Annotated in this window: 15 protein-coding genes; 12 read left to right on the top strand and 3 right to left on the bottom strand. The window is 64.5% G+C overall.

Annotated features, from left to right (window positions below; genetic code table 11):
- The first annotated feature begins 142 nt into the window (after positions 1-142).
- The 4 genes from BLU15_RS25365 to BLU15_RS25350 all read left to right on the top strand — a co-directional run bounded on the left by BLU15_RS25365 (position 143) and on the right by BLU15_RS25350 (position 8,578).
- Complete coding sequence (locus tag BLU15_RS25365; RefSeq protein WP_234824512.1) at positions 143-1,525, top strand: amino acid permease; 1,383 nt, start codon at positions 143-145, stop codon at positions 1,523-1,525.
- 56 nt (positions 1,526-1,581) lie between these two features.
- Positions 1,582-3,882 (top strand): Orn/Lys/Arg family decarboxylase, encoded by a 2,301-nt coding sequence (locus BLU15_RS25360; protein WP_090299172.1) that lies wholly within the window; start codon positions 1,582-1,584, stop codon positions 3,880-3,882.
- Positions 3,883-3,904: 22 nt separating this feature from the next.
- Positions 3,905-5,470 (top strand): arginine/agmatine antiporter, encoded by a 1,566-nt coding sequence (gene adiC / locus BLU15_RS25355; protein WP_060519942.1) that lies wholly within the window; start codon positions 3,905-3,907, stop codon positions 5,468-5,470.
- Positions 5,471-5,779: 309 nt separating this feature from the next.
- Positions 5,780-8,578 (top strand): autotransporter domain-containing protein, encoded by a 2,799-nt coding sequence (locus tag BLU15_RS25350; RefSeq protein ID WP_176960352.1) that lies wholly within the window; start codon positions 5,780-5,782, stop codon positions 8,576-8,578.
- A 21-nt stretch (positions 8,579-8,599) separates the two neighbouring features.
- On the opposite strand, the gene BLU15_RS25345 is transcribed toward BLU15_RS25350, so the two are convergent.
- Positions 8,600-9,538 (bottom strand): AraC family transcriptional regulator, encoded by a 939-nt coding sequence (locus BLU15_RS25345; RefSeq protein ID WP_090299167.1) that lies wholly within the window; start codon positions 9,536-9,538, stop codon positions 8,600-8,602.
- Between the two features lie 108 nt (positions 9,539-9,646).
- Between BLU15_RS25345 and BLU15_RS25340 the strand changes: the two genes are divergently transcribed.
- Complete coding sequence (locus tag BLU15_RS25340) at positions 9,647-10,849, top strand: MFS transporter (RefSeq protein WP_051659184.1); 1,203 nt, start codon at positions 9,647-9,649, stop codon at positions 10,847-10,849.
- A gap of 200 nt (positions 10,850-11,049) precedes the next feature.
- On the opposite strand, the gene BLU15_RS25335 is transcribed toward BLU15_RS25340, so the two are convergent.
- Positions 11,050-12,132 (bottom strand): DUF930 domain-containing protein, encoded by a 1,083-nt coding sequence (locus tag BLU15_RS25335; RefSeq protein ID WP_113135503.1) that lies wholly within the window; start codon positions 12,130-12,132, stop codon positions 11,050-11,052.
- A gap of 374 nt (positions 12,133-12,506) precedes the next feature.
- Between BLU15_RS25335 and BLU15_RS25330 the strand changes: the two genes are divergently transcribed.
- From BLU15_RS25330 to BLU15_RS25315, 4 genes are all read left to right on the top strand, one after another.
- Positions 12,507-13,550, top strand: coding sequence for an amino acid ABC transporter substrate-binding protein (locus BLU15_RS25330; RefSeq protein ID WP_034790164.1), 1,044 nt, complete (start codon positions 12,507-12,509; stop codon positions 13,548-13,550).
- Positions 13,551-13,570: 20 nt separating this feature from the next.
- The gene (locus tag BLU15_RS25325; protein ID WP_060585823.1) at positions 13,571-14,761 is read left to right on the top strand and encodes an amino acid ABC transporter permease; all 1,191 of its coding nucleotides are present in this window, start codon (positions 13,571-13,573) and stop codon (positions 14,759-14,761) included.
- Complete coding sequence (locus BLU15_RS25320; protein ID WP_060585750.1) at positions 14,758-15,831, top strand: amino acid ABC transporter permease; 1,074 nt, start codon at positions 14,758-14,760, stop codon at positions 15,829-15,831. Before BLU15_RS25325 ends, BLU15_RS25320 begins: the two co-directional genes overlap by 4 nt.
- 80 nt (positions 15,832-15,911) lie before the next feature.
- Entirely contained in the window at positions 15,912-17,126 is a 1,215-nt protein-coding gene (locus BLU15_RS25315; RefSeq protein ID WP_090299161.1) for a TIGR03862 family flavoprotein, read from the top strand.
- A 54-nt stretch (positions 17,127-17,180) separates the two neighbouring features.
- Here BLU15_RS25315 and BLU15_RS25310 read toward each other — a convergent pair whose 3' ends face one another.
- Positions 17,181-18,995 carry an ABC transporter ATP-binding protein gene (locus tag BLU15_RS25310; RefSeq protein WP_090299157.1) on the bottom strand — a complete coding sequence of 605 codons (1,815 nt, stop codon included), beginning with the start codon at positions 18,993-18,995 and terminating at the stop codon, positions 17,181-17,183.
- Between the two features lie 511 nt (positions 18,996-19,506).
- Here BLU15_RS25310 and BLU15_RS25305 point away from each other — a divergent pair.
- The 3 genes from BLU15_RS25305 to BLU15_RS25295 are packed head-to-tail and all read left to right on the top strand — an operon-like array spanning position 19,507 to position 24,103.
- Entirely contained in the window at positions 19,507-20,862 is a 1,356-nt protein-coding gene (locus tag BLU15_RS25305) for an ABC transporter substrate-binding protein (RefSeq protein ID WP_060529140.1), read from the top strand.
- 2 nt (positions 20,863-20,864) lie between these two features.
- Positions 20,865-22,766 carry an ATP-binding protein gene (locus tag BLU15_RS25300; protein WP_090299154.1) on the top strand — a complete coding sequence of 634 codons (1,902 nt, stop codon included), beginning with the start codon at positions 20,865-20,867 and terminating at the stop codon, positions 22,764-22,766.
- The gene (locus BLU15_RS25295; protein WP_090299151.1) at positions 22,763-24,103 is read left to right on the top strand and encodes a sigma-54-dependent transcriptional regulator; all 1,341 of its coding nucleotides are present in this window, start codon (positions 22,763-22,765) and stop codon (positions 24,101-24,103) included. Before BLU15_RS25300 ends, BLU15_RS25295 begins: the two co-directional genes overlap by 4 nt.
- The last annotated feature ends 77 nt before the right edge of the window (positions 24,104-24,180 follow it).

Below are 24,180 nucleotides of genomic sequence, written 5' to 3'. Positions count from 1 at the left end.
TGGAGCTATGAGCCGAATGCGACTTTTCCGCATGGGCCCATGGATCAGCGCGGCGACTGATAGTCGAGTGAAATAAAGCAGTTGCAACCATAAGAAACAGTTCATAAGTTCGCCTCGTCTTTGGCAAGGGAGCCTCCCATCCATGACGAAGCCGCTTGATGCAACCTCAGGCAGGTCTCAGCAGACGACGCCCGAAATGGCGACACGGCCGAGCCTCGGCATCTGGGCTTGCTCCGCGCTCGTCGTCGGCAACATCATCGGCTCCGGCTTCTATCTCTCTCCCGCCGCACTCGCGCCCTACGGCGCCGCAGCCCTCGTCGGCTGGGTCTGCATGGCGGTTGCCGCCATGTGCCTCGGCCTTGTGTTTGCGCGGCTCGCAGGCGTCAGGCCCGCGACCGGCGGCCCCTACGCCTACAGTCGCATGGCTTTCGGTCCGTTTGCCGGCTTTCTGGTCGCCTGGGCCTACTGGATCTCGATCTGGGCGTCGCTGCCGGCGATCGCCATGGCCTTCACCGGTTATCTCGGCGTGTTCGTCCCGAACCTTCAGCATATGCCGGGCGGCTTCACGGCGGTTTCGCTCGCCGCCATGTGGCTGGTTGCCGCCATCAACATGTTCGGCGTAAGGAGCGCCGGGCGTTTCCAGATCGTGACCGTCGGATTGAAACTCCTTCCCTTCATCGCGATTGCGCTTCTCGGCCTCTTCTGGATCGAGCCGCAGAACCTGACACCCATCAACCCGAGCGGGCTGTCCATGCTCGGTCTGATCTCCGCGACCGCACCGTTGACGATGTTCGCCTTTCTCGGCATCGAGTCTGCCACCGTTCCGGCCGGCGATGTCGACGATCCGAAACGCACGATCCCGCGGGCGACCGTGCTCGGCACGCTCTGCTGCGGCCTCATCTTCATCCTAGGCACGCTCGTGGTCATGGGCACGGTCCCGCGCGAAACGCTTACGCGTTCCGCCGCTCCCTTCTCCGATGCGGCCTTCATGATGTGGGGCTGGTGGGGGAGCACGCTGGTTGCGGCCGCCGTCGTTCTTTCGTCGATCGGCGCGCTCAACGGCTGGACGCTGCTGATGGCTCAGGTGCCGATGGCAGCGGCCCGCGATGGGCTGTTCCCTCCAGTTTTCGGGCGCCTTTCCAGCCGTGGCGTGCCGCAGTGGGGTATCGTCCTCTCGATGCTGCTTGCTTCGGCCCTTCTCGTTCTGCAGACCTCGGGCGTGTCGGGACTGATGGCCGTCTATAGGTTCGCCGTCGACCTTTCGACCACCGCAGCCATGGTGCCTTACGTCTTCTGCAGCCTCGTCGAGGGCGCGCTGTTCCTGGCACTCACACGTCCGCGCGACGAGGAATGGGGCGGCTTCCGCCTTGGCCCCTACAAGCCCTATGCCCTGGTCGCTTTCATCTTTTCGCTTTGGACGGTCTACGGCAGCGGACCTCAGGCGGGCCTCTGGTGCCTGCTGCTGCTGCTCGTGGCACTGCCCGTCTACCTGTCAGTCGAAAGGAAGGAGCCGTCCACTGGCTGACGTCAAAAAGAATACCCCCACCTGCACCTAGCACCGAACTAGAGAGAGGATTGGATATGAGTACGTTAAACAGGGGTCACCGCCGTCTCGGCATGAAAGCACTCGTTCTTGACGACGAGATCAGCGAGGAAAGTGCGGCCGGCCGCGCCGTCCGGTCGCTGATCGCGGAACTGGAGCGCCGCCAGATCGAGGTGGTGACCGCAGAAAGCGCCGATGACGGTATTGCGGTGATCCGGTCGGACCCCGCTCTCCAATGCGTATTGGTCGACTGGGATCTCGGGTCGGACGGCCACGAACAATCGATCGGCGTCGTCGAGGCGCTGCGCAAGCGCAACGGCACCGTTCCGCTGCTGCTGCTCGCCGACCGCAGCGTCGCCTCGTCGGTTCCGGCCGATATCATGGCGAAGGTCGACGATTTTGTCTGGATGCTCGAAGACACGATGGACTTCGTCGGCGGCCGTATCCAGGCGGCAATCGAGCGCTATCGTTCGACCGTGCTGCCGCCGATGTTCAAGGCGCTCGCCCAGTTCTCCCAGGTGCACGAATACTCCTGGCACACGCCCGGACACACCGGCGGCACGGGTTTCCTGAAGTCGCCGCCCGGCCGCGCCTTCTTCGAGTTCTTCGGCGAACCGCTGCTGCGCTCGGATCTCTCGATCTCGGTCGGTGAACTCGGATCTCTGCTCGACCATTCCGGCCCGATCGGCGCCAGTGAAAAATACGCTGCCCGCGTCTTCGGCTCGCACCGCAGCTACCACGTCACCAACGGCTCCTCGACCTCCAACCGCGTCATTCTGATGGCGAGCGTCAGCCGCGACCAGATCGCGCTGTGCGACCGCAATTGCCATAAGTCGGCCGAACACGCGATGACCATGTCGGGCGCCGTGCCGACCTATATGGTGCCGACCCGGAACCACTACGGCATCATCGGGCCGATCCCGCCGGAACGGCTGACCGCGGTCGCGATCCGCAAGGCGATCGACCAGAACCCGCTTGCCGCGGACCTTTCGGACAAGGAGCCAAAGCACGCCATCATCACCAACTCGACCTATGACGGTCTTTGCTACAACGTAACCCGCGTCGAGGAACTGCTCGGCGCCAGCGTCGACCGCCTGCATTTCGACGAGGCCTGGTACGGCTACGCCCGCTTCAACCCGATCTATCGCGACCGCCACGCAATGCACGGTGATCCGAAGGCGCATACGGCCGACAAGCCGACGGTATTTGCCACCCAGTCGACGCACAAGCTGCTGGCGGCCCTTTCTCAGGCGTCCTTCATTCACGTACGCGACGGCCGCAAGCCGATCCCGCATGGCATTTTCAACGAGACGTTCATGATGCACGCCTCGACCTCGCCGAACTACGCGATCATTGCCTCGAACGACGTCTCGGCGGCGATGATGGACGGGCCCGGCGGCGCGGCGCTCACCAACGAGTCGATCGAGGAAGCCGTGGCGTTCCGCCTGATGATGTCGCGGCTGGCCAACGACGCGGCAGAGCGCGGCGACTGGTTCTTCGATTGCTGGCAACCGGATACGGTGCGCGACCCGAAAACCGGCCGCACAAGCCCCTTCCATGAAGCCTCGCCGGAATCCCTCGCGACCGATCCGTCCTGCTGGGTGCTGAAGCCCGGGGCAGCGTGGCACGGCTTCGGCGAGATCGAGGACGGCTATTGCATGCTCGATCCGATCAAGGTCTCGATCGTCACACCGGGTGTTGCGCCCGGCGGCGGGCTGATGCCGGTCGGCATACCCGCAAGCCTCGTCACCGCCTATCTCGATGCCCGCGGCATCGTTGTCGAGAAGACGACCGACTTCACCATCCTCTTCCTCTTCTCGCTCGGCATCACCAAGGGCAAATGGGGCTCGCTTGTCAGCGCGCTTTGCGACTTCAAGCGCGACTACGACGCCAACCTCACGCTCGAAGTGGCCATCCCGTCGCTGATCGAGGACCACCCGGAACGCTACGCCGGCATGGGTCTCAAGGATCTCGCCGACACAATGTTCCAGGCGATGGACCAACTGAAGACCACCGCCTCCATGGCCGCCGGCTTCTCTGTCCTGCCACATCCGGACCTGAGCCCGGTGCGCGCCTACGAGCGGCTGGTGCGCGGCGAGGTGGAACAGGTGACGCTCGACCATCTGGCCGGCCGCACGGTCGCAACGGGCGTCGTGCCCTATCCGCCCGGCATCCCGCTTCTAATGCCGGGCGAAAACGCTGGGCCCGCCGATGGTCCAGTCCTCGGCTACCTCAAGGCGCTGGAGGCCTATGATCTCCGGTTCCCGGGCTTCACCCATGACACGCACGGGGTGGAGGTCGAGGACGGCCTCTATCGCGTCTATGTGTTGACCCGCTGACCCGGCTTCAGGAGCGAGAACAATGGCTGCTGTCGATACGGCTTCCAAAACCACATCCGCGGGCGTCGCGGAATCCGCCAAGATCGGCCTCGTGCCCGCGACCCTGATGGTCGCGGGCAACATGATGGGCTCGGGCGTCTTCATGCTGCCGGCGAACCTCGCCGCGGTCGGGTCCATCGCCGTCTTCGGATGGCTGATCACCATTGCCGGCGCGATCGCGCTGGCGCTGACCTTCGCCAAGCTCGCGGCGATCGATCCCGCCGCCGGCGGGCCTTACGCCTACACGCGCAAGGCCTTCGGCGACTACATGGGTTACCAGACCAACCTGATCTACTGGCTCGCCAATGTGGTTGGTAACGTCGGCCTTGCGGTCGCCGGTCTCGGCTACCTCACGGCCTTCTTCCCGATGTTGCGCGACCCGCTGGTCTCGGCGCTGGCGCAGGTGGCGCTGATCTGGTTCTTCACCTACGCCAACATCCTCGGCCCGAACGTTGTCGGACGGCTGCAATCCTTCACCACCTCCTTCGCGCTGGTGCCGATCCTCGGCATGGCGATCTTCGGCTGGTTCTGGTTCTCGCCGGCGACCTTCTCCGAAGGCTGGAACGTGTCGGGCAAGGACAGCTGGGCGGCGATCATGGCGACGCTCAACTTCACCCTCTGGGCCTTCATCGGGGTGGAAAGCGCGTCAGTTTCGGCCGGAGTCGTTCGCGACCCGCAGCGCAACGTCCCGATCGCCACCGTCGGCGGCGTCATCCTCGCCGCCGTCGCCTATATCCTGTCTTCGACGGTGATCATGGGCATGATCCCGAACAAGGAGCTGATCGCGTCTTCGGCACCTTTCGCAGACGCCGCGCGGTTGGCGCTCGGCGATACCGCGGGTGCGGTGGTCGCCATCTGCGCAGCACTCGGTTGCCTCGGCTCGCTTGCCGGCTGGACGCTGCTCGTCGGGCAGACCGCGAAAGCTGCGGCCGACGACGGCCTCTTCGGCTCGATCTTCGCCAAGGTCAATTCCAAGGGCGTGCCCTCGGCCGGCCTTGCGATCGTCGCCGTCATCATGACCGTGCAGGTCTTCGCCACGATGTCGCCGACCGCCAGCGAGCAGTTCGGCAAGATCGCCTCGATCGCAGTGATCATGACGCTGCTGCCCTATATCTACTCGGCGATCTCCATCAAGGTGCTCGGCTACAAGAAGATGCCGGCAAGCACCTACAATTGGTACGTCATCATCGGCCTTGCGGCGGCGATCTACAGCCTGGTGGCGCTCATCGGCTCCGACGGCGAGCAGACGCGCTGGTCGCTGATCTTCGTGATCTCGACGATCGTGTTCTATTCGGCCGCGATCACCCGCAAGCGCGAGATCGACGAGAAGCACATCGATCCGGGTGGGCACGCCCCGACCTGGATCCGCTACGTTACCGTCACCGTGACCATTGCCGCGCTCGTCGCGCTCTTCTGGGTCTCGGTCGGCCGTCACCGCGCCGAAACGCTGCGCACCCGCTCGCCGGTTCCGCCTGTCGAAAGCACCGTCCAGCCCGCGGCCGGTTCGCCGGCGGCCGTGCTTCCGGCCGAGAGCCAGCCGGCGCAATAGCCAAAAGGAGGGGTGGTGGATGCAGCCACCGCCCCTTCTTGCATCGATGTCGTCGAGAACGCGCGACCTCGGCCGCGCGTGTTTCAGGTGCCCTCATCGCTGTCGCCGCGGCTTCTTCGACGAACCGCCTGTTGCCTGCCGCGATCCACCAACACAAATATCGGTTTCGGGCGACGAAATACGTCACCTGCCGTATTTTCCAAAGCAGCGTGCGCGACTAGCTTTCGCGCGCCCGCCTTGTGAATTTCCGTTTTTCTTCAATACCCTGCGCCACGGATGCGCCGCGATGCCGGGCATTGGGGAACTGCCTTGCAAAAGAACCGCCGAACCGCCGCTCACATCGCCACGCTCGTCGTGTCGACCGCGCTGTCATCCTCCGGGTTCGCACAGGATGCGGGCGACCCCGGCGATCCGGCAACGTGGCGTACACCAGAGTTCAACGCCCAGTGGGGACTGGCAACTATCCACGCTGAATATGCCTACATGCTGGGCTACGACGGCAGCGGCATCAAGGTCGGCGTGGTCGACAGCGGCCTCGACATTACCCACCCGGAGTTTGCCGGACGCTATGTAGAGGGTATCACCTATGATCCGGAGAAGCCTTGGACGTTCGTAGGGGAGGGTCACGGCACAACGGTCGCCTCGGTCATCGCCGCCAATCGCGATGGGGTCGGCATGCACGGTGTTGCCCCGCGCGCGACCATCGTTCAGGCAGGGGCATCCGACATACCGGGCTACATCAACAATGCTGCCGCCAACTACGGAATCCGTACACTCGTCGACCGCGGCGTGAAGATCATCAACAACAGTTATGGCGACGGCTTCATTACAGAAATGACGGCCGACCGGGCCGAAGCGACGCTCTCAAACAATCTGTCCGCCTATCGCTACGCGGTTTCGCGTGGTGCACTTCTCGTCTTCGCAGCGATGAACGACGGCGCGGCACAGCCGTCCATCGATGCGGGTCTCCCCTATCTTTTCCCGGAGCTGGAACAGGGCTGGCTCGCCGTGGTGGCGACCAGTCCTACACACATGCCCGATTGGTCGAACAGGTGTGGCGTTGCATTAAATTGGTGTCTTGCCGCACCTGGTGGAGACGACGCCACGCGCTGGGACCCGGAAAGAGGCGAATGGGTCTGGGCCAATCCTCAGGACAACATCATGGTCGCCGTCCCCGGTGGAGGATACAGCAGGGAAAACGGCACATCCCTGGCTGCACCGTTCGTGGCCGGAACGGCCGCGCTGGTCGCGCAGGCATTCCCGTACATGACGATGGACCAGGTCCGCCAAGTCCTGTTGGGAACGGCCATCGACTATGGCGACCGGGGCGTCGATCCCGTGTTTGGCTATGGCATGGTCAACGCCGGGCGGGCAGTGCGAGGTCCGGGCAAGTTCGACTGGGGTGATTTCCACGCCGTGATCGAGGACGGCGAAAGCGCATGGTCCAATAACATCACCGGCGCGGGAGGGCTGATCAAGTCGGGCGACGGCATATTGATCTTGGCCGGTGACAGCACCTATCACGGCTCCACACGCGTCGATGGTGGCTTCCTGGCGATTGCCGGCAGCATTGCCTCCGAGACCTTTGCTGACGGAAACGGCATACTCTCCGGCAACGGTACCATCTACGGCAATGTCGACAACAACGGCGCCGTCAATCCGGGCTGGGGCCGCAGGGGCGGCACGCTGACCGTGGCCGGCAACTATCGCCAGTCGGGCGACGGCTGGTTCCTCGTCAATCTCGACGCACCCGATGGCACGAGCCGGCTCGACGTCACCGGCACGGCCGAAATCGCCGGTGCAGTCGACGTCAGGGTCCGGCCCGAAAATTACAAGGGCGACGGCCGCCACACCATTCTCTCCGCGGTCGGCGGCGTGACCGGGCGGTTCGAGCACGACTGCGGCTGCTACGCCTTCCTCGACCTCTCGCTCGCCTACGAGCCGAGCGCGGTCTACCTCGACGTCGCCCGCAACGGCGTTGCCTTCGCGGACTTTGCCGAGACCCGCAACGCCGCCGCGGCTGCCTTTGCCGTCGAGCGGCTCGGTATCGGCGGGACGCTCCACGATCTCGCCGTCACCCTCGACGGACAAACCGCAGCCGACCTCTTCGGACAGCTGCCGGGCGACGTTCACAGCTCGACCGTCACGGGCCTCATCGAAAACAGCCAGCTCATCGGCAACCGGATGAACGACCGGCTGCGTGCAGCCTTTGAAACTGTCGGCGCCACGGCGCGGCCGATCGTTAACACCGACGAGATCACCACGGCATCGATTTCTTCGCCAGAAACCATGGGCGCGTGGGGCTCGGCGTTCGGGTCCTGGGGGGATACCGACGGCGACGGCAATGCAGCCGACCTGTCGCGGTCCATAGGCGGCTTCGTCGCCGGTCTCGATGGCGACATCGGTAGCGACTGGCGGCTCGGCTTCCTCGGCGGCTACAGCCATTCCAGCTTCAAGGTCGACGACCGCCGCTCGCGGGCCTCGAGCGACAACTACCACCTCGGGGTCTATGGCGGTGGGACCTGGGGCGGTTTGTCGTTCCGATCCGGCCTTGCCTACACCTTTAGCGAGATCGACAGCAGCCGGCTCGTCGTTTCGCCAGCGCTCGTCGACAGCCTGACTGCGGATTACCGCGCCGGCACCACGCAGGTGTTTGGCGAACTCGGATATGATTTCAGGGCCGGCGATTTCGCGTTCGAGCCCTTCGCCAACCTCGCCTATGTCAACGTGCACACCAATGGGTTCAAGGAGAAGGGCGGTGCGGCAGCGCTCTCCGTCCATGGCGGTTCCAGCGACATGGCCTTCACCACATCAGGGCTTCGCGCGTCAGCCGATTTCGAACTCGGCGCGGCAAAGGCAACGGCGCGCGGTCTCATCGGCTGGCGGCATGCCTATGGCGACGTTACCCCTGCTCTCGCCCAGGCGTTCTCCGGCAGCGAGGCCTTCTCGGTCGCCGGTGCCCCGATCGCGCGCGACGGCGCCATCCTCGAGGCCGGTATCGATTCCGCGCTGACGCCAGCATCGACGCTCAGCGTTTCCTATCAGGGTCAGATCGCCTCGACGGCCCGGGAGCACGGGGTCCGAGCCGGTCTCAATGTCAAGTTCTGAGGTTTCGCGACCGAAAGCGGATCAGGATGCCAGTTGATCCGCTGACATAGTCAGGCTGCGCGAATGGCTTGGCGGCGCGCCCATTATCTTGCGGAAGGCGCGGCTGAACGACGCCTCGGAATCGTAGCCCAGACGATTGGCGACATGGGCGACCCGTTTGCCCTCGCGCAGCCACTGATGCGCCTGGTGCATGCGCATGCGTGCCACGTAGCGGGCCGGTGTCTCGCCGACCGTATCGGCGAAGCGCTGGGCAAAACCGGAGCGCGACGCCCCCATGAGCTTTGCCAGTTCCGGCACTGTCCAGTCCTTCGTCGGGTCGAGATGGATGGCGGCGAGCACCCGGCCCACCTCCGGATGGCGCACGGCTGCAAGCCAGCCGGTTGACGTGCCGCAACCGTGTTCCACCCAGGCGCGGATGATCGTGGCGGTCAGCACGTCGGCAAGGCGCGCCAGGATACCGCCCGCACCGACGCGCTGCATCGCGGCCTCCCGCGTCATGGTATCGAGAAGCGACGGGATCGACGGCTCACTCTTGGCAAGGTCGCTGGTGCGCATCACCGACGGCATCAGTTGCAAGAGCGGATGGAGCCGGTCGACGTTGAACTGCATCACCGCGAAGAACAGGAGGTTCTGGCTGTCCGAGTTGGGGCACTGCACATCGACGATGCCGTCGCAAAGCTGCCGTTTCGGCAGGTCGCGGATCGATATCGTCGGCAGGCCGGGCTTGCTCGCGAGCACGTGCGCATCGCCCCGCGGCAACAGCACGGCATCCCCGGGCGTCAACTCCATCCACGAACCATCTGGCGATTGCAGATGGGCGGAACCGGAGGCAAGAAAATGAAATCGTGCCGGTTCCTGTTCGGGATAGGAGGTCGCCCATGGCGCGCAGGGCTGGCAGCGCCCATATTCGACACCGTCGAGCCTGAGGCCGCGCAGGATCTCCGTCAGCGCATCGCTCATATTACATCTCACCTTTGGACAAACAGCACAGTGTTTTGGATTTTCTAGCATAGAAACTCCAGATGGCCATGCATATTTTCATCATCACATGCAAAGGAGATGAAAGTCATGGATGGTATTGTCGCCAAGCCCACGGGACAGGCGGATGAACGGGACAAGCCCTTGTGGGCGGCTGTCGTTTCCCTGTCGCTCGGGGTCTTCGGCCTGGTCACGGCAGAGTTTCTGCCGGCAAGCCTGCTGACGCCGATGTCGGCGGATCTCGGCGTGACCGTCGGCGCCGCCGGCCAGTCGGTCACCACTACGGCCGTGGTCGCGGCCATCGCCGGCCCGGCGATCGTCGTCTATACCGGACGTTTCGACCGCCGCAACGTGCTCTTGTCCCTAACCGCGCTGCTCATCGTTTCCAGCCTGATCGCCGGTTTCGCGTCCAGCCTTTCGATGCTGCTCGTCGCCCGTTTCCTCCTCGGCATCGGCCTAGGCGGTTTCTGGGCGCTGTCTTTGGCGCTCGCCATGCGGCTCGTTCCCGGCCGGCTGATGCCGCGGGCGATGGCAATCGTGATGTCCGGCGTCTCGATCGCAACCGTCTGCGCGGCCCCGGTCGGCGCCTGGATCGGCGCGACGCTCGGCTGGCGCTACGCCTTCCTGCTTGCCGCCGCCGTCGGCATCGTCACCTTCATCGTCCAGGCGCTAACGGTTCCGCGCCTGCCTCCCATCGGCACAACCGGCCTCGACACGATCCTCAACGTCCTGAAGCGCCCGGCGATCCGGCTCGGCCTTGCGACCATCCTCTTGGTCGTCACCGGCCACTTTGCCGGCTTCACCTATGTCCGCCCGTTCCTTGAACAGGTGCCGCAGTTCGGCGTCGAGGCGATAACCGCGATCCTGCTCGCCTTCGGCATCGGCGGCTTCTTCGGCAACATTGCCGGCGGCTTCCTCGCCGAGCGCAGCACGCGGCTCTCGATGATGTCGGCGGCCGCCGGCGTCGCTGCCACCACGCTGGTCCTGGCCCTGGCGGGCGCGCTGCCGGCCGTCGCCATCGTCGCGACCGCCGCCTGGGGTTTCGCCTTCGGCGCCCTGCCGGTCAGCGTCCAGTCGTTCCTGAGCCGTGCGGCCGGTGATGAGGCCGAAGGAGCTGGAGCGGCGACGCTCACCACCTTCCAGATCGCCATTTCCACCGGTGCGATCCTCGGCGGCCTCCTTGTCGAACTGCAGGGCCCGGCCGGCGTCTTCCTCTTTGCGGCGGTTGCCGCAATGCTCGGCACCTCACTGGTTTCGGTCTATCGCGAGCGGGCTCTTCAACCGGCGGAGTAACAACATCCGCGCCAGCTTGGTGCGAGAGTGGCAACTCGCACTCGCGCCTGCCGGGCTCGGAAGAGTCCGGCAGGCAAGAATGTTTTAGGTGCAGCGCGGCGATCCGTGACGTCTGGCAACAGGCGCTGCACGCAGTGGGGCGCTGTTGCGGAAGGGGGTTTGGTCAGGACAACGACATGCCCCCATCCGTGTCGGAAGGATCAATTCCCCGGAAGCCGCCGCTCCTTCCAGGCAGCTTTCGGCACTTCGCCACCGATGGCAATGCTGAAGGAGGTCACTTCGGTCGCATCTTCATTGACGACGCAATTGAAGTCGACGTCGTACCAGTTCGATTTGTTCTGGTAGGCCCCACCGCTGGCGTCCATACGGTTTTTGGCGATGAAGCCACCCCTCGGCCCGAAGGGCACCAGTCCTTCGGGCGGGGTATCCGGCCGCTGGCTGCGGATCTGCTCCAGCGCCTCGAGATTGCACAGTTGCAGGATCCGCCTCTTGACCGGCAGGTTGATCAGGGCCTGTTTCACCCGCGGATCGGCAATCGATTTTGCAGAATAAAGTTCTTTTGCTTTCGTCAATTTGCTTGGAACGGGCTTGAGTTCGACCTTTGCCGCAGCATCGGCCGGCTTTGCCTTTGCCGTCCCGTCTTCCGATTTGACCGTCTGCGGCTTGGCGTCAGGCGTTTCTTCTGCTTCAGGCTTGGCTTCGGCTACCGTCGCCGCTGCCTTTTCATCCGCCTTCTGTGTGGCGCTGTCAGTGGATCTCGCAGGCACGGCAAGCGTTGACGGCGGTTTCGGTTCCTTGACCGGTTCTTTTTTCTCGGTCGAGGACACCGTTGCCGGCGCATCCGCCGGCTTTGCCTTGTCATCCACGGCCCTTGCCGGCTCGGACGCCTCCGTCTTTTTCTCCGTCTCGCGCGCAGCCGGCGGAAGCTCTGCCTCCTTGTTGTCCTGCTTGGTCTTGGCCATGGCCGAGGCGAAGGATTGCGGCAGTTGCTGCGCCGGCTTGGGTTGCGGCTTCGGGTCTGCCTTCGGCTGGGGCTTGGGTTTGGGCTGCGGCTTTGGCTGTTCAGCCTTCTTCTCTTCGCCCTTTTTCGGCCCCGCCTTCTTCTGCTCTGCCTGTTTCTGCTCGGCCTTCTTCGGCTCCTTCGCCTCTGCTGGCGGCGGAACGAGCTCGACGTTGACGGTCTGCTCCTTCGGCGGCGTCGGCAGCTCGAAGGGCAGGTCGTACAAAAGAAAAAGGGCTACGACGAGGTGCAGGGCGACCGACACCGGCGCGCCCCATCCCATCCGTTCCCGCCAATTTCCCGCAAAAAGCTGCATCGCCAAGGAGATAAACCAATCGACGGGCGGAACCTAGGAGCTTCCGCCGATCTCAACAAGAGGCATAGGCCTGCATATGCAGCCGGAGGTTCGCGCTGCAGCTTGCGGGCCATCGATCGTGGGCGAATGAAATTGACGCCTTCGGGGGTCGCCGCCATCAACCGCTGGCTTCTTGTCAAAAACGTTCCCGGCAAAAACGAGGCGGCGAAATCTGTTTCGGGCCACGCGCCAATTTCGCACAAAAATACCTATTATATAATTTCTATAGATTTAATTTTTACTCACGCCCGAACGGCTTCGCCCGGTGGCGCAATGACATTCTTTTGGCTTTGGGGACCCTCATGCAGCGAACTTCCACTCACCGAAAACTTTTCACAAAAGCCTTTGCCGCGACGGCAGCGCTGGCGGCGGGCCTCATCGCCACCTCGGCGCTTGCCGGCGAAACGCTCGACAAGATCAAGGCGCGCGGCGTCATCAAGGTCGGCGTCGGCACCACGCCGGGCTTCTTCTCACCCGACAGCAACGGCCGCTGGCAGGGCTTCTTCGTCGATTTCGGCCGCGCCATCGCCATCACCGTCTTCAACGATGCCGAAAAGGTCGAGTTCACCAACTCGTCGCCGCAGCAGCGTCTGCCGGCGCTGCAGTCGGGCGAGTTCGACATCCTGCTTTCCGGCGTGACCCAGACGGTGAGCCGCGCCTTCAAGCTTGGCTTCCACTTCGGCCCCGTCGTCTTCTACGACGGCCAGGGACTGCTGGTGCGCAAGGACCTTGGCGTAGCCAAGGGCGAGGAACTCGACGGCGCAACGATCGGCGTCCAGAGCGGCACGACCGGCGAACTCAACATCGCCGACTTCTTCCGCAAGACCGGCAAGGCTTTCACGCCGGTCACGATCGAGGAAACCGGCGAGTTCCTGAAGGCGCTCGACTCGGGCCGCGTCGACGCCCTGACCCAGGACGCGACCGACCTTGCGGCCAAGCGCACCCAGCTTTCCAAGCCCGACGATTACGTGCTTCTGCCCGAGCGCCTGTCGAAGGAGCCCTTGGCGCCGGCGATCCGCGCCGGTGACGACCAGTGGCTCGAAATCGTCAACTGGACCGTTTACGCGACGATCCAGGCCGAAGAGTTCGGCATCACCAAGGAGAACGTCGACACGTTCCTTGCGAGCGAGGATCCGGCGATCAAGCGCTTCCTCGGCGTCGATCCGTCGCTCGGCGAAGCGATCGGCCTCGATCCGAAATTCGCCTACAACATCGTCAAGACCGTCGGCAACTACGGCGAGATCTTCGAGCGCAACGTCGGCAAGGGCACGCCGCTCAACTTCGAGCGCGGCTACAACCAGCCCTGGACGGCCGGCGGCCTGCTCTATTCGCCGCCGTTCCGTTGAGCCGGTTCATGGTCCTTCCCATGACACGCCAACTCCAACCGGGCCCTTCGGGGCCCGGACCCGTCTCGCGCCTCCTGTCCTGGATCGGGCCGCTGCCTTTGCAGCAAGGCCTGCTCTTTGTCGGCGTGCTGCTGCTCTTTGCCTTTCTCGGCCAGAACACCGCCGAGAGCATGCACCGCATGGGACTGACGCCGGGCTTTGCCTTCCTCTCCCATCAGGCCAATTTCGAGATCGGCGAAAGCGTTCTTCCTTACGCGGCCGGCGACAGCTACGCCCGGGCGCTTGCCGCCGGCATCGCCAATACCGTCAAGGTCGCGCTCGTCGGATGTCTGCTTGCAACCGTGCTCGGTGTCGCACTCGGCATCTTCAGGCTGTCCGGCAATCTGCTGCTAGCGACCTTCGCCCATGGCTATGTCGAGCTTCTGCGCAACACGCCTTTGTTGCTGCAACTGTTCCTGTGGAGTGCGATCATCCGCGCGCTTCCGCCGCCGCGCGGCGCCTATACGTTTCTGGACAGCGTCTATCTCAGCAATCGCGGCGTCTTTCTGCCCTCGCTTTCGGTCGACGGCCTGCCGGCCTCCGTATGGCTGCCCGCGGTGCTCCTGACCGTCTTCGCGGCACTCGTCATTTCCAGGCGCCTGCTGGTGGGCGCGACGTTCTATCTGCCGAAAGCCGCCGGCACCGTACTCGGCGCGTTGGCAATCTTCTATTTCGCTCTCGTATCCCTCGGCTTCAGCGCATCGGTCGAAGTGCCTGCCAAGGGCGGCTTCAACATTCGCGGCGGCCTATCGCTGACCCCGGAATTCGCCGCGCTGCTGATCGGCCTCGTCGTCAATGCCTCCGCTTCGATTTCCGAGATCGTGCGCAGCGGCATCCAGTCGGTGGCATCGGGTCAATGGGAAGCCGCTCGCGCACTCGGGCTGAAGCCCGCGCAGATCATGCGCCTCGTCGTACTGCCGCAGGCGCTTCGGGTGATCACGCCGCTGATGATTTCGAGCTTTCTCGATCTGACCAAGAATTCGAGCCTCGCGGTCGCAATTGGTTACCCCGATCTCGTCAGCGTCGCCAACACGACGGCCAACACCACCGGTCAGGCTCTAGAAGCGATCATCATCATCGGCGCCGTCTACCTGACGATCAGTCTTGCGGTTTCGGCCCTCATGAACCTCTACAACAGGCGCGTCGTTCTGCGCGGAGAAGGAAAACGATGAGCCAGATCGAACTTGCGCCGCCGGTCGCGCCCGACTGGCACCGCTGGCGTGAAGGCCTCTTCAACGGTTGGGCCAATGGCCTCGTCACGCTGGCGACGCTCGCCGCAATCCTCTGGATTGCACTTCCCTTTGTCCGCTGGGCCGTCATCGATGCCGTCTGGACCGGCACCGCGGCCGATTGCGCCACGGAAACGGCGGGCGCCTGCTGGGCGTTTGTCGGCGCCAAGTTTCGTTTCATGCTCTTCGCCTTCTTCCCGCCGCCGCTGCAATGGCGCCCGGCGCTGGTGATCGCCCTCATTGCTGCGCTCCTGACCGTCTCCGCCATTCCCCGTTTCTGGAGCTTCCGCCTGGTGCCGGTCTGGTTGCTGGCGCTCGTCGGCATCTGGCTGCTGATGGCGGGGACGTCGGGCTTGGAACCGGTCTCGACCAATCATTGGGGCGGGCTGCCGATCACGCTCACAGTCTCGATCGCCGGCCTTGCCTTCGCCTTTCCGATCGCGCTGCTGCTGGCGCTTGCCCGCCAGTCGGACATGGGGCTCGTGCGCTCCTTGGCCATTGCCTTCATCGAAGTGCTGCGCGGTGTGCCGATGATCGCCGTGCTCTATGTCGCCATACTGATCGTGCCGATGGCGCTACCGAGCGGCGCGGCCATCGACAAGCTGCTTCGGGCGCAGATCGGCGTCACCCTGTTCTTCTCGGCCTACCTCGCCGAGATCATCCGCGCCGGATTGCAGGTGATCCCGACGGGTCAGAAGGAGGCGGCGCTGTCGCTTGGCCTCAGCCGGATCCAGATGCTCCGGCTGGTGGTGCTGCCGCAGGCGCTGCGAGCCGTCATCCCGGCCATCGTCAACCTGTCGATCGGCATCGTGCTCAACACCTCGCTGCTTGCGGTCATCGGCATCTACGATCTGCTCAATGCCGCCAAGACCTCGGCCACCGATCCCGCCTGGCTCGGCTTTTACAGCGAGGCCTATATCTTCGCGGCATTGGTCTATTTCGCCATCTGCTTTTCCGGTTCGCGCTACAGCCTGTGGCTGGAGAAGAAGCTCAACGGCGCCCATCGCCGATAGCGGCATCTGACGGGGGTTGCGTGCCACGCGCCGCCGGGCCAAGAGTGCGCCGAAGCGAAATCTGTGACCGGGCAAAGCGCATGGGACAAAAGAACATCGCCGTCATTGGCGGCGGACCGAGCGGCTTGATGGCCGCCGAGGTGCTGTCCGAGCGCGGCCACGCGGTCACCGTCTATGACAGCATGCCGACGGTCGCGCGCAAATTTCTGCTGGCCGGCAAGTCGGGCCTGAACATCACCCATTCGGAGCCCTATACGGCCTTTGCGGAGCGCTTCGGCAATGCCTCGCCGCGATTGCGTGCGGCGCTGGACGCCTTCACGCCCGATGACATCAGGCAATGGGCGGCAGACCTCGGAACCAGGACCTTCGTCGGCTCCTCGGGCCGTGTCTTCCCGGAGGTGATGAAGGCGTCGCCGCTGCTGCGCGCCTGGCTCAAGTCGCTGGAAAGCCGAGGCGTTCGTATCCTGACGCGGCACCGCTGGACTGGCTTTGAAGGCAAAGCACCCGCGTTCGATACCCCGGACGGCAAGACGCTTGTCAGCGCAGATGCGACTCTGCTCGCCCTCGGCGGCGCCAGCTATCCGCGTCTCGGGTCGGATGCCGCCTGGGTTTCCTGGCTGGAACAGAGGGACGTGTCTGTCGCCAAATTCCAGCCCGCCAATTGCGGCTTCGACGTCGACTGGAGCGAGACCTTCCGCGATCGCTTTGCTGGCGCCGCGCTGAAGGGCGTCACCGCAACGTCGGAAGCCGGCACCGTCCCGGGCGAATTCGTCATCAGCAGGACCGGCATCGAAGGCAGCCTCGTCTACGCCCATACGAGCGCGCTCAGGGACCGGCTGTCGCGCGGCGAACTGGCCGACCTGGTGGTCGACCTCACCCCGGGACGTGACGTCGGGAAATTGGCAAAAGACCTTGGCCGCCTCGACACCAAGACCAGCTTTTCCAACCGCCTGCGCAAGGGGGCCGGGCTCGAAGGGGTGAAAGCGGCGCTGCTGCGTGAGGTTTCGCCTGATGCCGCGCGCTTGCCGCCTCCAGAACTTGCGGCCTTGATCAAGGCGTTGCCAATCCCGCTCATCCGCCCACGCCCGATCGCCGAGGCCATCTCCTCCGCCGGCGGCATCGCCTGGTCCGCGATCGATGACGAATACATGTTAAGAGCGCTGCCCGGCACCTTCGTCGCCGGCGAAATGATCGATTGGGAAGCGCCGACCGGGGGCTATCTGCTGACCGCCTGCTTTGCCACAGGCCGTGCGGCGGCTCGCGGCCTCGATCGTTGGCTTAACCGGCCAGCATAAAAGATCGCCGCGCCTTTGGCAGGCGCGGCGATGGTTTCAGGTGGCGTCAAAGCCTTACTGGTCGTTCAGCACCAACCCCTTGGTCAGCTCCAGCGCCTGGCGCTCGAAGAGACCGCGGTAGATGCCACCGTCGAGGCGGATCAGCGCGTCGTGCGTGCCCTCCTCGGCAATCCGGCCGTGGTCGAAGACCAGCAGCCGGTCGAGCGCCCGCACCGTCGAGAGCCGGTGCGCGATGACGAGCGTCGTGCGCCCCAGCATCAGCCGCTCCATCGCCTGCTGGATCAGCACTTCCGATTCCGAATCGAGGCTCGATGTCGCCTCGTCGAGGATCAGGATCGGTGCGTCCGCGAGGAACGCGCGGGCAATTGCGATGCGCTGGCGCTCGCCGCCCGAGAGCTTGACCCCGCGTTCGCCCACCAGCGTGCCGTAACCTTTCGGCAGAGCCGTGATGAAGTCGTGGGCGCTCGCAAGCCTTGCCGCCTTCTCGATCTCGCTCTGCGTGGCGTCCGGCCGCGCATAGGCGATGTTCTCCGACAGAGAGCGATGGAACAGGATCGGCTCCTGCTGGACGATCGCGATCTGCTGGCGCAGCGACGTCTGCGTCACCGATGCGATGTCCTGACCATCGATCCGGATCTCGCCGGCCTTCAGGTCATGCAGACGCTGGATCAGCTTGACGAAGGTCGTCTTGCCCGAACCTGAGTGCCCGACAAGACCGACGCGTTCGCCCTCCCGGATCGTCACTGAGAAGCGGTCGTAGAGCGGCTTGCGGTGCGCACCGTAGTGGAACGTCACATCCTTGAACTCGATGCGGCCGTCGGTGATGCGGATCGGCTTGGCATCCGCCTTGTCGTCGATACCGAGCGACTGGCCATTGATGTCGACAAGCTCTTCCATGTCGTTGATCGAGCGCTGCAGGTTGCGGATGTGCTGCCCGACTTCACGCAGATAACCCTGCAGGATGAAGAACGAGGTAAGCACGAAGGTGATGTCGCCGGCCGTCGCCTGGCCTTTCGACCAGAGGAACAGCGCAAAGCCGATCACCGCCGCGCGCAGGATGAGCAGCATGGCGCCCTGCGACGTGCCGTTGGTCGTGCCGCGGATCCAGGTGCGGCGCGTACGGTCACGCCATTTGGCGAGCACCTTGGCAAGGCGTGCGTCCTCGCGGCTTTCGCCGCCAAAACCCTTGACGACGATGTTGCAGCTCACGGCATCGGCGAGCGCCCCGCCGAGCTTGGTGTCCCACCGGTTGGCAAGGCTTGCCATCGGCGCGACGTAACCAAGCGACAGCACGATCGTCATCAGGATGAAGACGATCGACCCGATCCCGATGATGACGCCCATCATCGGCCAGTAGAACGACATCAGGATTGTCGATCCGACCAGCATCACGACGGACGGAAACAGGGCGACGAGCAAGGTGTCGTTCAAGAGATCGAGCGCCCACATGCCGCGGGTCACCTTGCGAACCGTCGATCCGGCAAAGCTGTTGGCATGCCAGTCGGTCGAGAAGCGCTGGATGCGGTAGAAGGCAGCCGACGCGATGTCGGTCATCATCTTGAGGGTCAGATCGGTGACCCCCAGGAAGGTGAGGTGCCTGAGAATGATCGCGCCGAGCGACAGCGCCATCAGCATCCAGAAGGCGGCAAGCGCCGCATCCCAGGCAAGCTGATCGGTCGCCACACCGGAAACGACGGCATCGACGAGCCGGCCCGAATAGAGCGGCGTTAGGACGTCAGCGAGCGTCGACAAGAGAACCATGCCGAGAATGACGCTGATGCGCAGCGGCTGCGCTTTCCAGTGAGACCAGGTGAATCCAAGAACGCTGCGGAACGCACCGCCGCGCAGGTCAATACGAGTAAAAGCCATAACAATCGCCCGATGCGCGACGCATCGGCCTCAAACAAGATCAGAATGGAATATGCCGTTAAAAGGAACCCAGCTTCCGATGCGGCATCATTGGAGTGACCGAATCCTCCGGAGAGGAAGGGCCAAGGTCAGCGAAACGAAATCCGACCTGGAAAAACGAAAAGGCGAAAATGCCCTTCCCGGCCCAGTTCAAGACTGCACGCCGCCCCGTAGGGAGAAAGAAAAAGCTGGCATCTTTTGAAACCTCCCTGATTGGTTGCCGGAAGACGACCTATAGGCGAATCGCGCGCAACCGCCAAGTGCAGAAATCTTGCCATGGCGCCAATCGTCGCGGCTGCGACCTGTTTGCAACAGTCTCCGACATGCCTCCCGGGGTTTACGGCGGTGGGCTCTTCGTAGCAGAGTACGCCGCGATCGCCGACCGTGCATGCACGAAACGGCGGCATCTTGGGGAGGGTCCGCGACAACCGGCACCGGCAATGACCGGACGGCGATGCGCGGTGGGAGTGAATTGACAAGGTTCCGGTTCGATATCGTCGCGGCCCTGCTGCCGCTGATCATCCTTGGCTTCATGGCGTTTGCGGGGCCCGCGCGTGCTGTCGAGAAGCAGGAACTCGTGGTGGTCACCTCCTACCCGCCCTCCTTCTTCGAGCCCTTTCGCGCCGCTTTCGAACGCGCCAATGCCGACATGCGGGTGACGATCGTGCAGCGCAACACGGCGAGCGCCAGCCGCTTCGTCATTGAGAAGGCGGACGTGCCGGCCGACATCTTCTGGGCCTCGGCGGCCGATGCCTTCGAGCTCTTGAAACGCAACGGAAGCCTGCGCCCGATCGCGCCACGCAACACCGGCGCACCGGATCATGTCTTCGGTTATCCCGTAAACGACCCACAGGGCTACTATCTGGGCTTCGCGCTGTCGGGCTACGGCTTCGTCTACAATCCCGCCCATCTCGCCCGGAGCAAACTACCCGTGCCGGAGGACTGGCAGGATCTGCTGAACCCCGTCTATTCCGGCCAGATCGGCATCACCACGCCTTCCCGCTCGGGCACGACGCACCTGATCGTCGAAGCCTTGCTGCAAACCTACGGCTGGGAGAAAGGCTGGGCGATGCTGTCGCAGCTCGGCGGCAATCTCTCAACGGTTACCGCCCGCAGCTTCGGGGTTGCTTCCGGCGTGGCGCAGCGGCGCTTCAGCATCGGCATCACCATCGATTTCCTCGCCACCTCGCCGGATTTCGCCGGCGCCGGCAATGTCTTCGTCCTGCCGCCCGACACCGTGTTCGTGCCGGCAAGCATCGGCATTCTGTCCCGGGCGCGCAACGTGCCGGGAGCCGAACGCTTCGTCGATTTCGTGCTTTCGGAGGCTGGCCAGAAACTCCTGCTGTCGCCGGCAATCGCCCGTATTCCCGTCAATCCGGCGCTCAACAGCGGCCTGCTGCCGCAGGAAGACGGCGAGCGCCTGCTGAAATCCGGCGGCTTCGACGCCGCCCTGTCGGCGCGCAGATATGGCCTCGTCAATCTGATTTTCGACGACTATATCGTGCGCCGCCGGGCAACCCTTGCCCGCCTGTGGAAGAGGGCTGCGGATCTGGAGGCGATGAACATCGAAGATGCGCAACGGCTGAGCATGCTGGCTCGGGCGCGGCGGCTGTTGGGTCAGCCTCCGCTTTCGGCAAGCGAAGTCGCCAATGTTGCTGAGGCCCTGCAAGGCGAATGGCCCCGCGGCGTCGCCCGCTCCCCTGCCCACGCAGAACTCGCGAGCCGCCTGCGCGCACTGATCGAACAGAACCTCAACGAGGCGGAGCAGCTGCTGTCCTCGGCGGCGCGATCTGGCGGTCCCGTCAATCTCCATCCGTGGCGGCAGTGACGATGGCGGTTCTCGAAACGACCGCACAGCAGCCGCGCTGGCGCTTCGGCATCGGCGCCCGCCTCGTGCTGGCCTTTGTCGCGATCGTCGGGCTCGCTGTCGGCGCCTGCCTGGTCGGTTGGCTTTCCTACGAGCGGCTGTCGGGCGAACTGTCGCGCATGGCGGATGAGCAGATGCCGCAGCTCGCCTTCGCGTCGCGACTCTCCAAGGCCGGGGCCGACATCGGCTCCGTGACGTCGGTACTTGCCGGCGCCGAAAGCCGCGCCGAGTACAACGAGATCCGCGCCGTCTACGCGACGCGCCTCCAGACCCTTCGCGCCCTGCTCGAAGAAAACACGGCGCAGTCGAGCACGGCGGCGCTGCTGCCGCTCGCCGAGGCCATCGGCACCAATCTGAAAAAGATCGACCTTGCCGCGGGCAAGCGCTTCACGCTGCGCGAGGCGATGCGGTCGGACATCGACGAGTTGCGCTGGGTCCAGGCCGATCTTCTGGAAGAAGCCGATCCGTTGGTCGACGACATCCGCTTCAACATCGAAGCGGAGACCCGCAAGGGTCAGGGTGCGGCCGCACTCGCCGAACAGCAGAAGAGCGAAGCGCTGCTGACCGTCGTCTCCCAGGCGAACCTTGCGACAGGCCTGATCGGTCGGCTGGTCAACGCCACGACCGAAGAGGAAATGCAGGAGACCAACGCCTTTCTCGGCGACAGCGCCGACGAACTGGCAAGCCGCATCCGCTCGCTCGACAGCTGGCCCGACAGCATCACCGTTCGGCAGCTTGCCGGGCGCATTCTCGACCAGTCCAACGCCTCGACGGGCATACCCAATCGCAAGCGCTCGGAAATGCTGCAGGCCAGCACACTTGCCGAACTTGCCGGCGAAAACGGCCGGCTCGTCGAGGAGCTTGGCCGCAAGATCGAAACGGAAGTGATCGCGATCGAGGCAAGCGCCGGGGACGCCGCCCGGCGCGCGGCTGCGGCAATCGAGACCGGGCGAAGCCTGCTGGTCGCGATCGCCATTCTCTCGGTGCTCGTCGCAAGCGCGATCGGCTATTTCTACGTCCACCGCAACCTCATTGCCCGTATCCGCCTGCTGGCGACGGCCGCCGGCGCGATCAGCGGGGGCCGGCACTCCACGGCGATCCCGCCGCCCGAGGCCGACGAACTCGGCGACCTCTCGCGTGCGCTCACCCTCTTTCGCCAGACCCGCGACGAGCTGATCCAGTCGGCAAAGCTTGCGGCCCTCGGCCAGATGGCGGCCGGCATCGGCCACGAACTCAATCAGCCTCTAGCCGCCCTTCGCGCCCATATTCACAGCGCCGCCACTCTAATCGGCCGCGGCAAGGGCGAGCAGGCCGTCAACAACCTCGACAAGATGAAGGGGCTGACGGGACGCATGGCAGACCAGATCAGCCATATCCGCCGCTTTGCCCGGCGGCCGGACGCGCAGCTGCGGCCGGTCGATCTCACCGCGGCGGTGCGGGACGCCCTCAGCCTGCTCGAACACCGTTTCGAGGAGGAGAACGTCGCCCTCGATCTTTCGTTGCCGCAGGACAGTTCAGCCATGGTCATGGCCGAACCGGTCCGGCTCGAGCAAGTCGCCGTCAATCTCGTCGGCAACGCGCTCGACGCCGTCGCTGGCCAGCCACTTCGGCGCGTGAGCGTCAGCGTTGAAGTCACCGGCGGCGTCGCCCGGCTGATCGTCGACGATACCGGGCACGGCATCGCCACGGAAAACCTGCCAGCCGTGTTCGATCCCTTCTTCACCACCAAGCCGGTAGGCTCGGGGCTCGGTCTCGGCCTGTCGATCTCCTACAACATCGTCAAGGATTTTGGCGGCGACATCACGATCCTCGACACCGGCCCGGCCGGCACACGATTCCTCGTATCCCTGAAAGGCCCGGAATGAGACCGGAAGCGGACATCATCCTGATAGACGACGACGCCAGCGTGCTTGAGGCCTGCTGCCAGGTGTTGGAACTGGAGGATTTCACAGTCTCCCCGCACGGTTCCGTCGTCTCGGCGCTCGCCGGCCTTCGCGCCGACAGCGACACCGTGATCGTCTCGGATGTGCGCATGCCCGATCATGACGGCTTCGACCTGGTCGCCGCCGTGCGCAAGATCGATCCCGATATCCCGATCGTGCTGATGTCCGGACATGGCGATATCCCGATGGCGCTACGTGCAATGCGCGAAGGCGCCTGGGATTTCCTGGAGAAGCCAGCCGATCCGGTGCACCTGATCGAAACCGTGCGCCGGGCCCGCGATCACCGTCGCCTGCTGCTGGAAAATCGGCGGCTGCGCCTCTCCGTCGACAAGGACGGCTGGGAGACGCGGCTGATCGGCCATTCGGCGCCGATGGTGGCGCTGCGCGAAAAGCTGCAGCGCATCGCTGCCGCCAGCGCCGACGTGCTGATCATCGGCGATACCGGCACCGGCAAGGAAGTGACCGCAAGGGCGCTGCACGATTTCAGCGGCCGCAAGGGCCGTTTCGTCGCCGTCAACTGCGGCGCCATCCCCGAGACCATGCTCGAATCCGAGCTTTTCGGCCATGAGGCCGGCGCCTTTACCGGCGCGCGCGAAAAGCGCATCGGCAAGATCGAATATGCCGATGGCGGCACGCTGTTTCTCGACGAGATCGAGTCCATGCCGATCGCAGCCCAGGTGCGGCTGCTACGCGTCCTGCAGGAGCGCGTCATCGAACGGCTCGGATCGAACGTCGAACTGCCGGTCAACATCTGTGTGGTGGCGGCAACGAAAGCCGACCTGCACGATGCCGCGCGGCGGGGAGAATTCCGCGAAGACCTCGCCTACCGCCTCGACATCGCCCGGGTCGAACTGCCGCCGCTCGCGCGCCGCAAGGGCGATGTCGGCCTCCTGTTCCAGCACTTCCTCAGCCTTGCCGCAAAGCGCCAGGGGCGCACTGCGCCGCCGGTCGGCGTCGATCTGCTGGCCGATCTCAACGCCCGGCCCTGGCCCGGCAACGTGCGTGAACTGCGCAATGTCGCGGAACGCTTCGTGCTCGGGCTCGAAGAGCGCCCAGACAGCGAAGCCACGACCGCAGGCGGCGAGACGTTGGAAGCGCAGATGGACCGGCTGGAGCGGACCATCATCATCAACAGTCTCGCCAGACATGAGGGCCGCGTGGGTGCGACCGCCGATGCGCTCGGCATTTCCCGCAAGACGCTCTATCTGAAGATGCGCAAGTTCGACATCGACGCCCGGGCCGATGGCGACGAGGGGTAATGTTACCCTTTTGACCCCGCCTCGCCCGCCCCGATGTTACCCTTCTTACCCATCCCGACGTGAAACTGGCTGGTTTT

Origin of the sequence: Ensifer sp. YR511 (assembly GCF_900103045.1) — a bacterium.
In the GTDB taxonomy this organism is placed as follows: domain Bacteria; phylum Pseudomonadota; class Alphaproteobacteria; order Rhizobiales; family Rhizobiaceae; genus Ensifer; species Ensifer adhaerens.
Note: the sequence above shows the minus strand (reverse complement) of the source record. Positions and strands in the feature narration are given on the sequence as shown.

Coding starts and splice junctions, on each gene's coding strand:
- BLU15_RS25365 (WP_234824512.1), top strand. CDS start 143: ATGACGAAGCCGCTTGATGCAACCTCAGGCAGGTCTCAGCAGACGACG.
- BLU15_RS25360 (WP_090299172.1), top strand. CDS start 1,582: ATGAGTACGTTAAACAGGGGTCACCGCCGTCTCGGCATGAAAGCACTC.
- adiC (WP_060519942.1), top strand. CDS start 3,905: ATGGCTGCTGTCGATACGGCTTCCAAAACCACATCCGCGGGCGTCGCG.
- BLU15_RS25345 (WP_090299167.1), bottom strand. CDS start 9,538: ATGAGCGATGCGCTGACGGAGATCCTGCGCGGCCTCAGGCTCGACGGT.
- BLU15_RS25340 (WP_051659184.1), top strand. CDS start 9,647: ATGGATGGTATTGTCGCCAAGCCCACGGGACAGGCGGATGAACGGGAC.
- BLU15_RS25335 (WP_113135503.1), bottom strand. CDS start 12,132: ATGGGATGGGGCGCGCCGGTGTCGGTCGCCCTGCACCTCGTCGTAGCC.
- BLU15_RS25330 (WP_034790164.1), top strand. CDS start 12,507: ATGCAGCGAACTTCCACTCACCGAAAACTTTTCACAAAAGCCTTTGCC.
- BLU15_RS25325 (WP_060585823.1), top strand. CDS start 13,571: ATGACACGCCAACTCCAACCGGGCCCTTCGGGGCCCGGACCCGTCTCG.
- BLU15_RS25320 (WP_060585750.1), top strand. CDS start 14,758: ATGAGCCAGATCGAACTTGCGCCGCCGGTCGCGCCCGACTGGCACCGC.
- BLU15_RS25315 (WP_090299161.1), top strand. CDS start 15,912: ATGGGACAAAAGAACATCGCCGTCATTGGCGGCGGACCGAGCGGCTTG.
- BLU15_RS25310 (WP_090299157.1), bottom strand. CDS start 18,995: ATGGCTTTTACTCGTATTGACCTGCGCGGCGGTGCGTTCCGCAGCGTT.
- BLU15_RS25300 (WP_090299154.1), top strand. CDS start 20,865: ATGGCGGTTCTCGAAACGACCGCACAGCAGCCGCGCTGGCGCTTCGGC.
- BLU15_RS25295 (WP_090299151.1), top strand. CDS start 22,763: ATGAGACCGGAAGCGGACATCATCCTGATAGACGACGACGCCAGCGTG.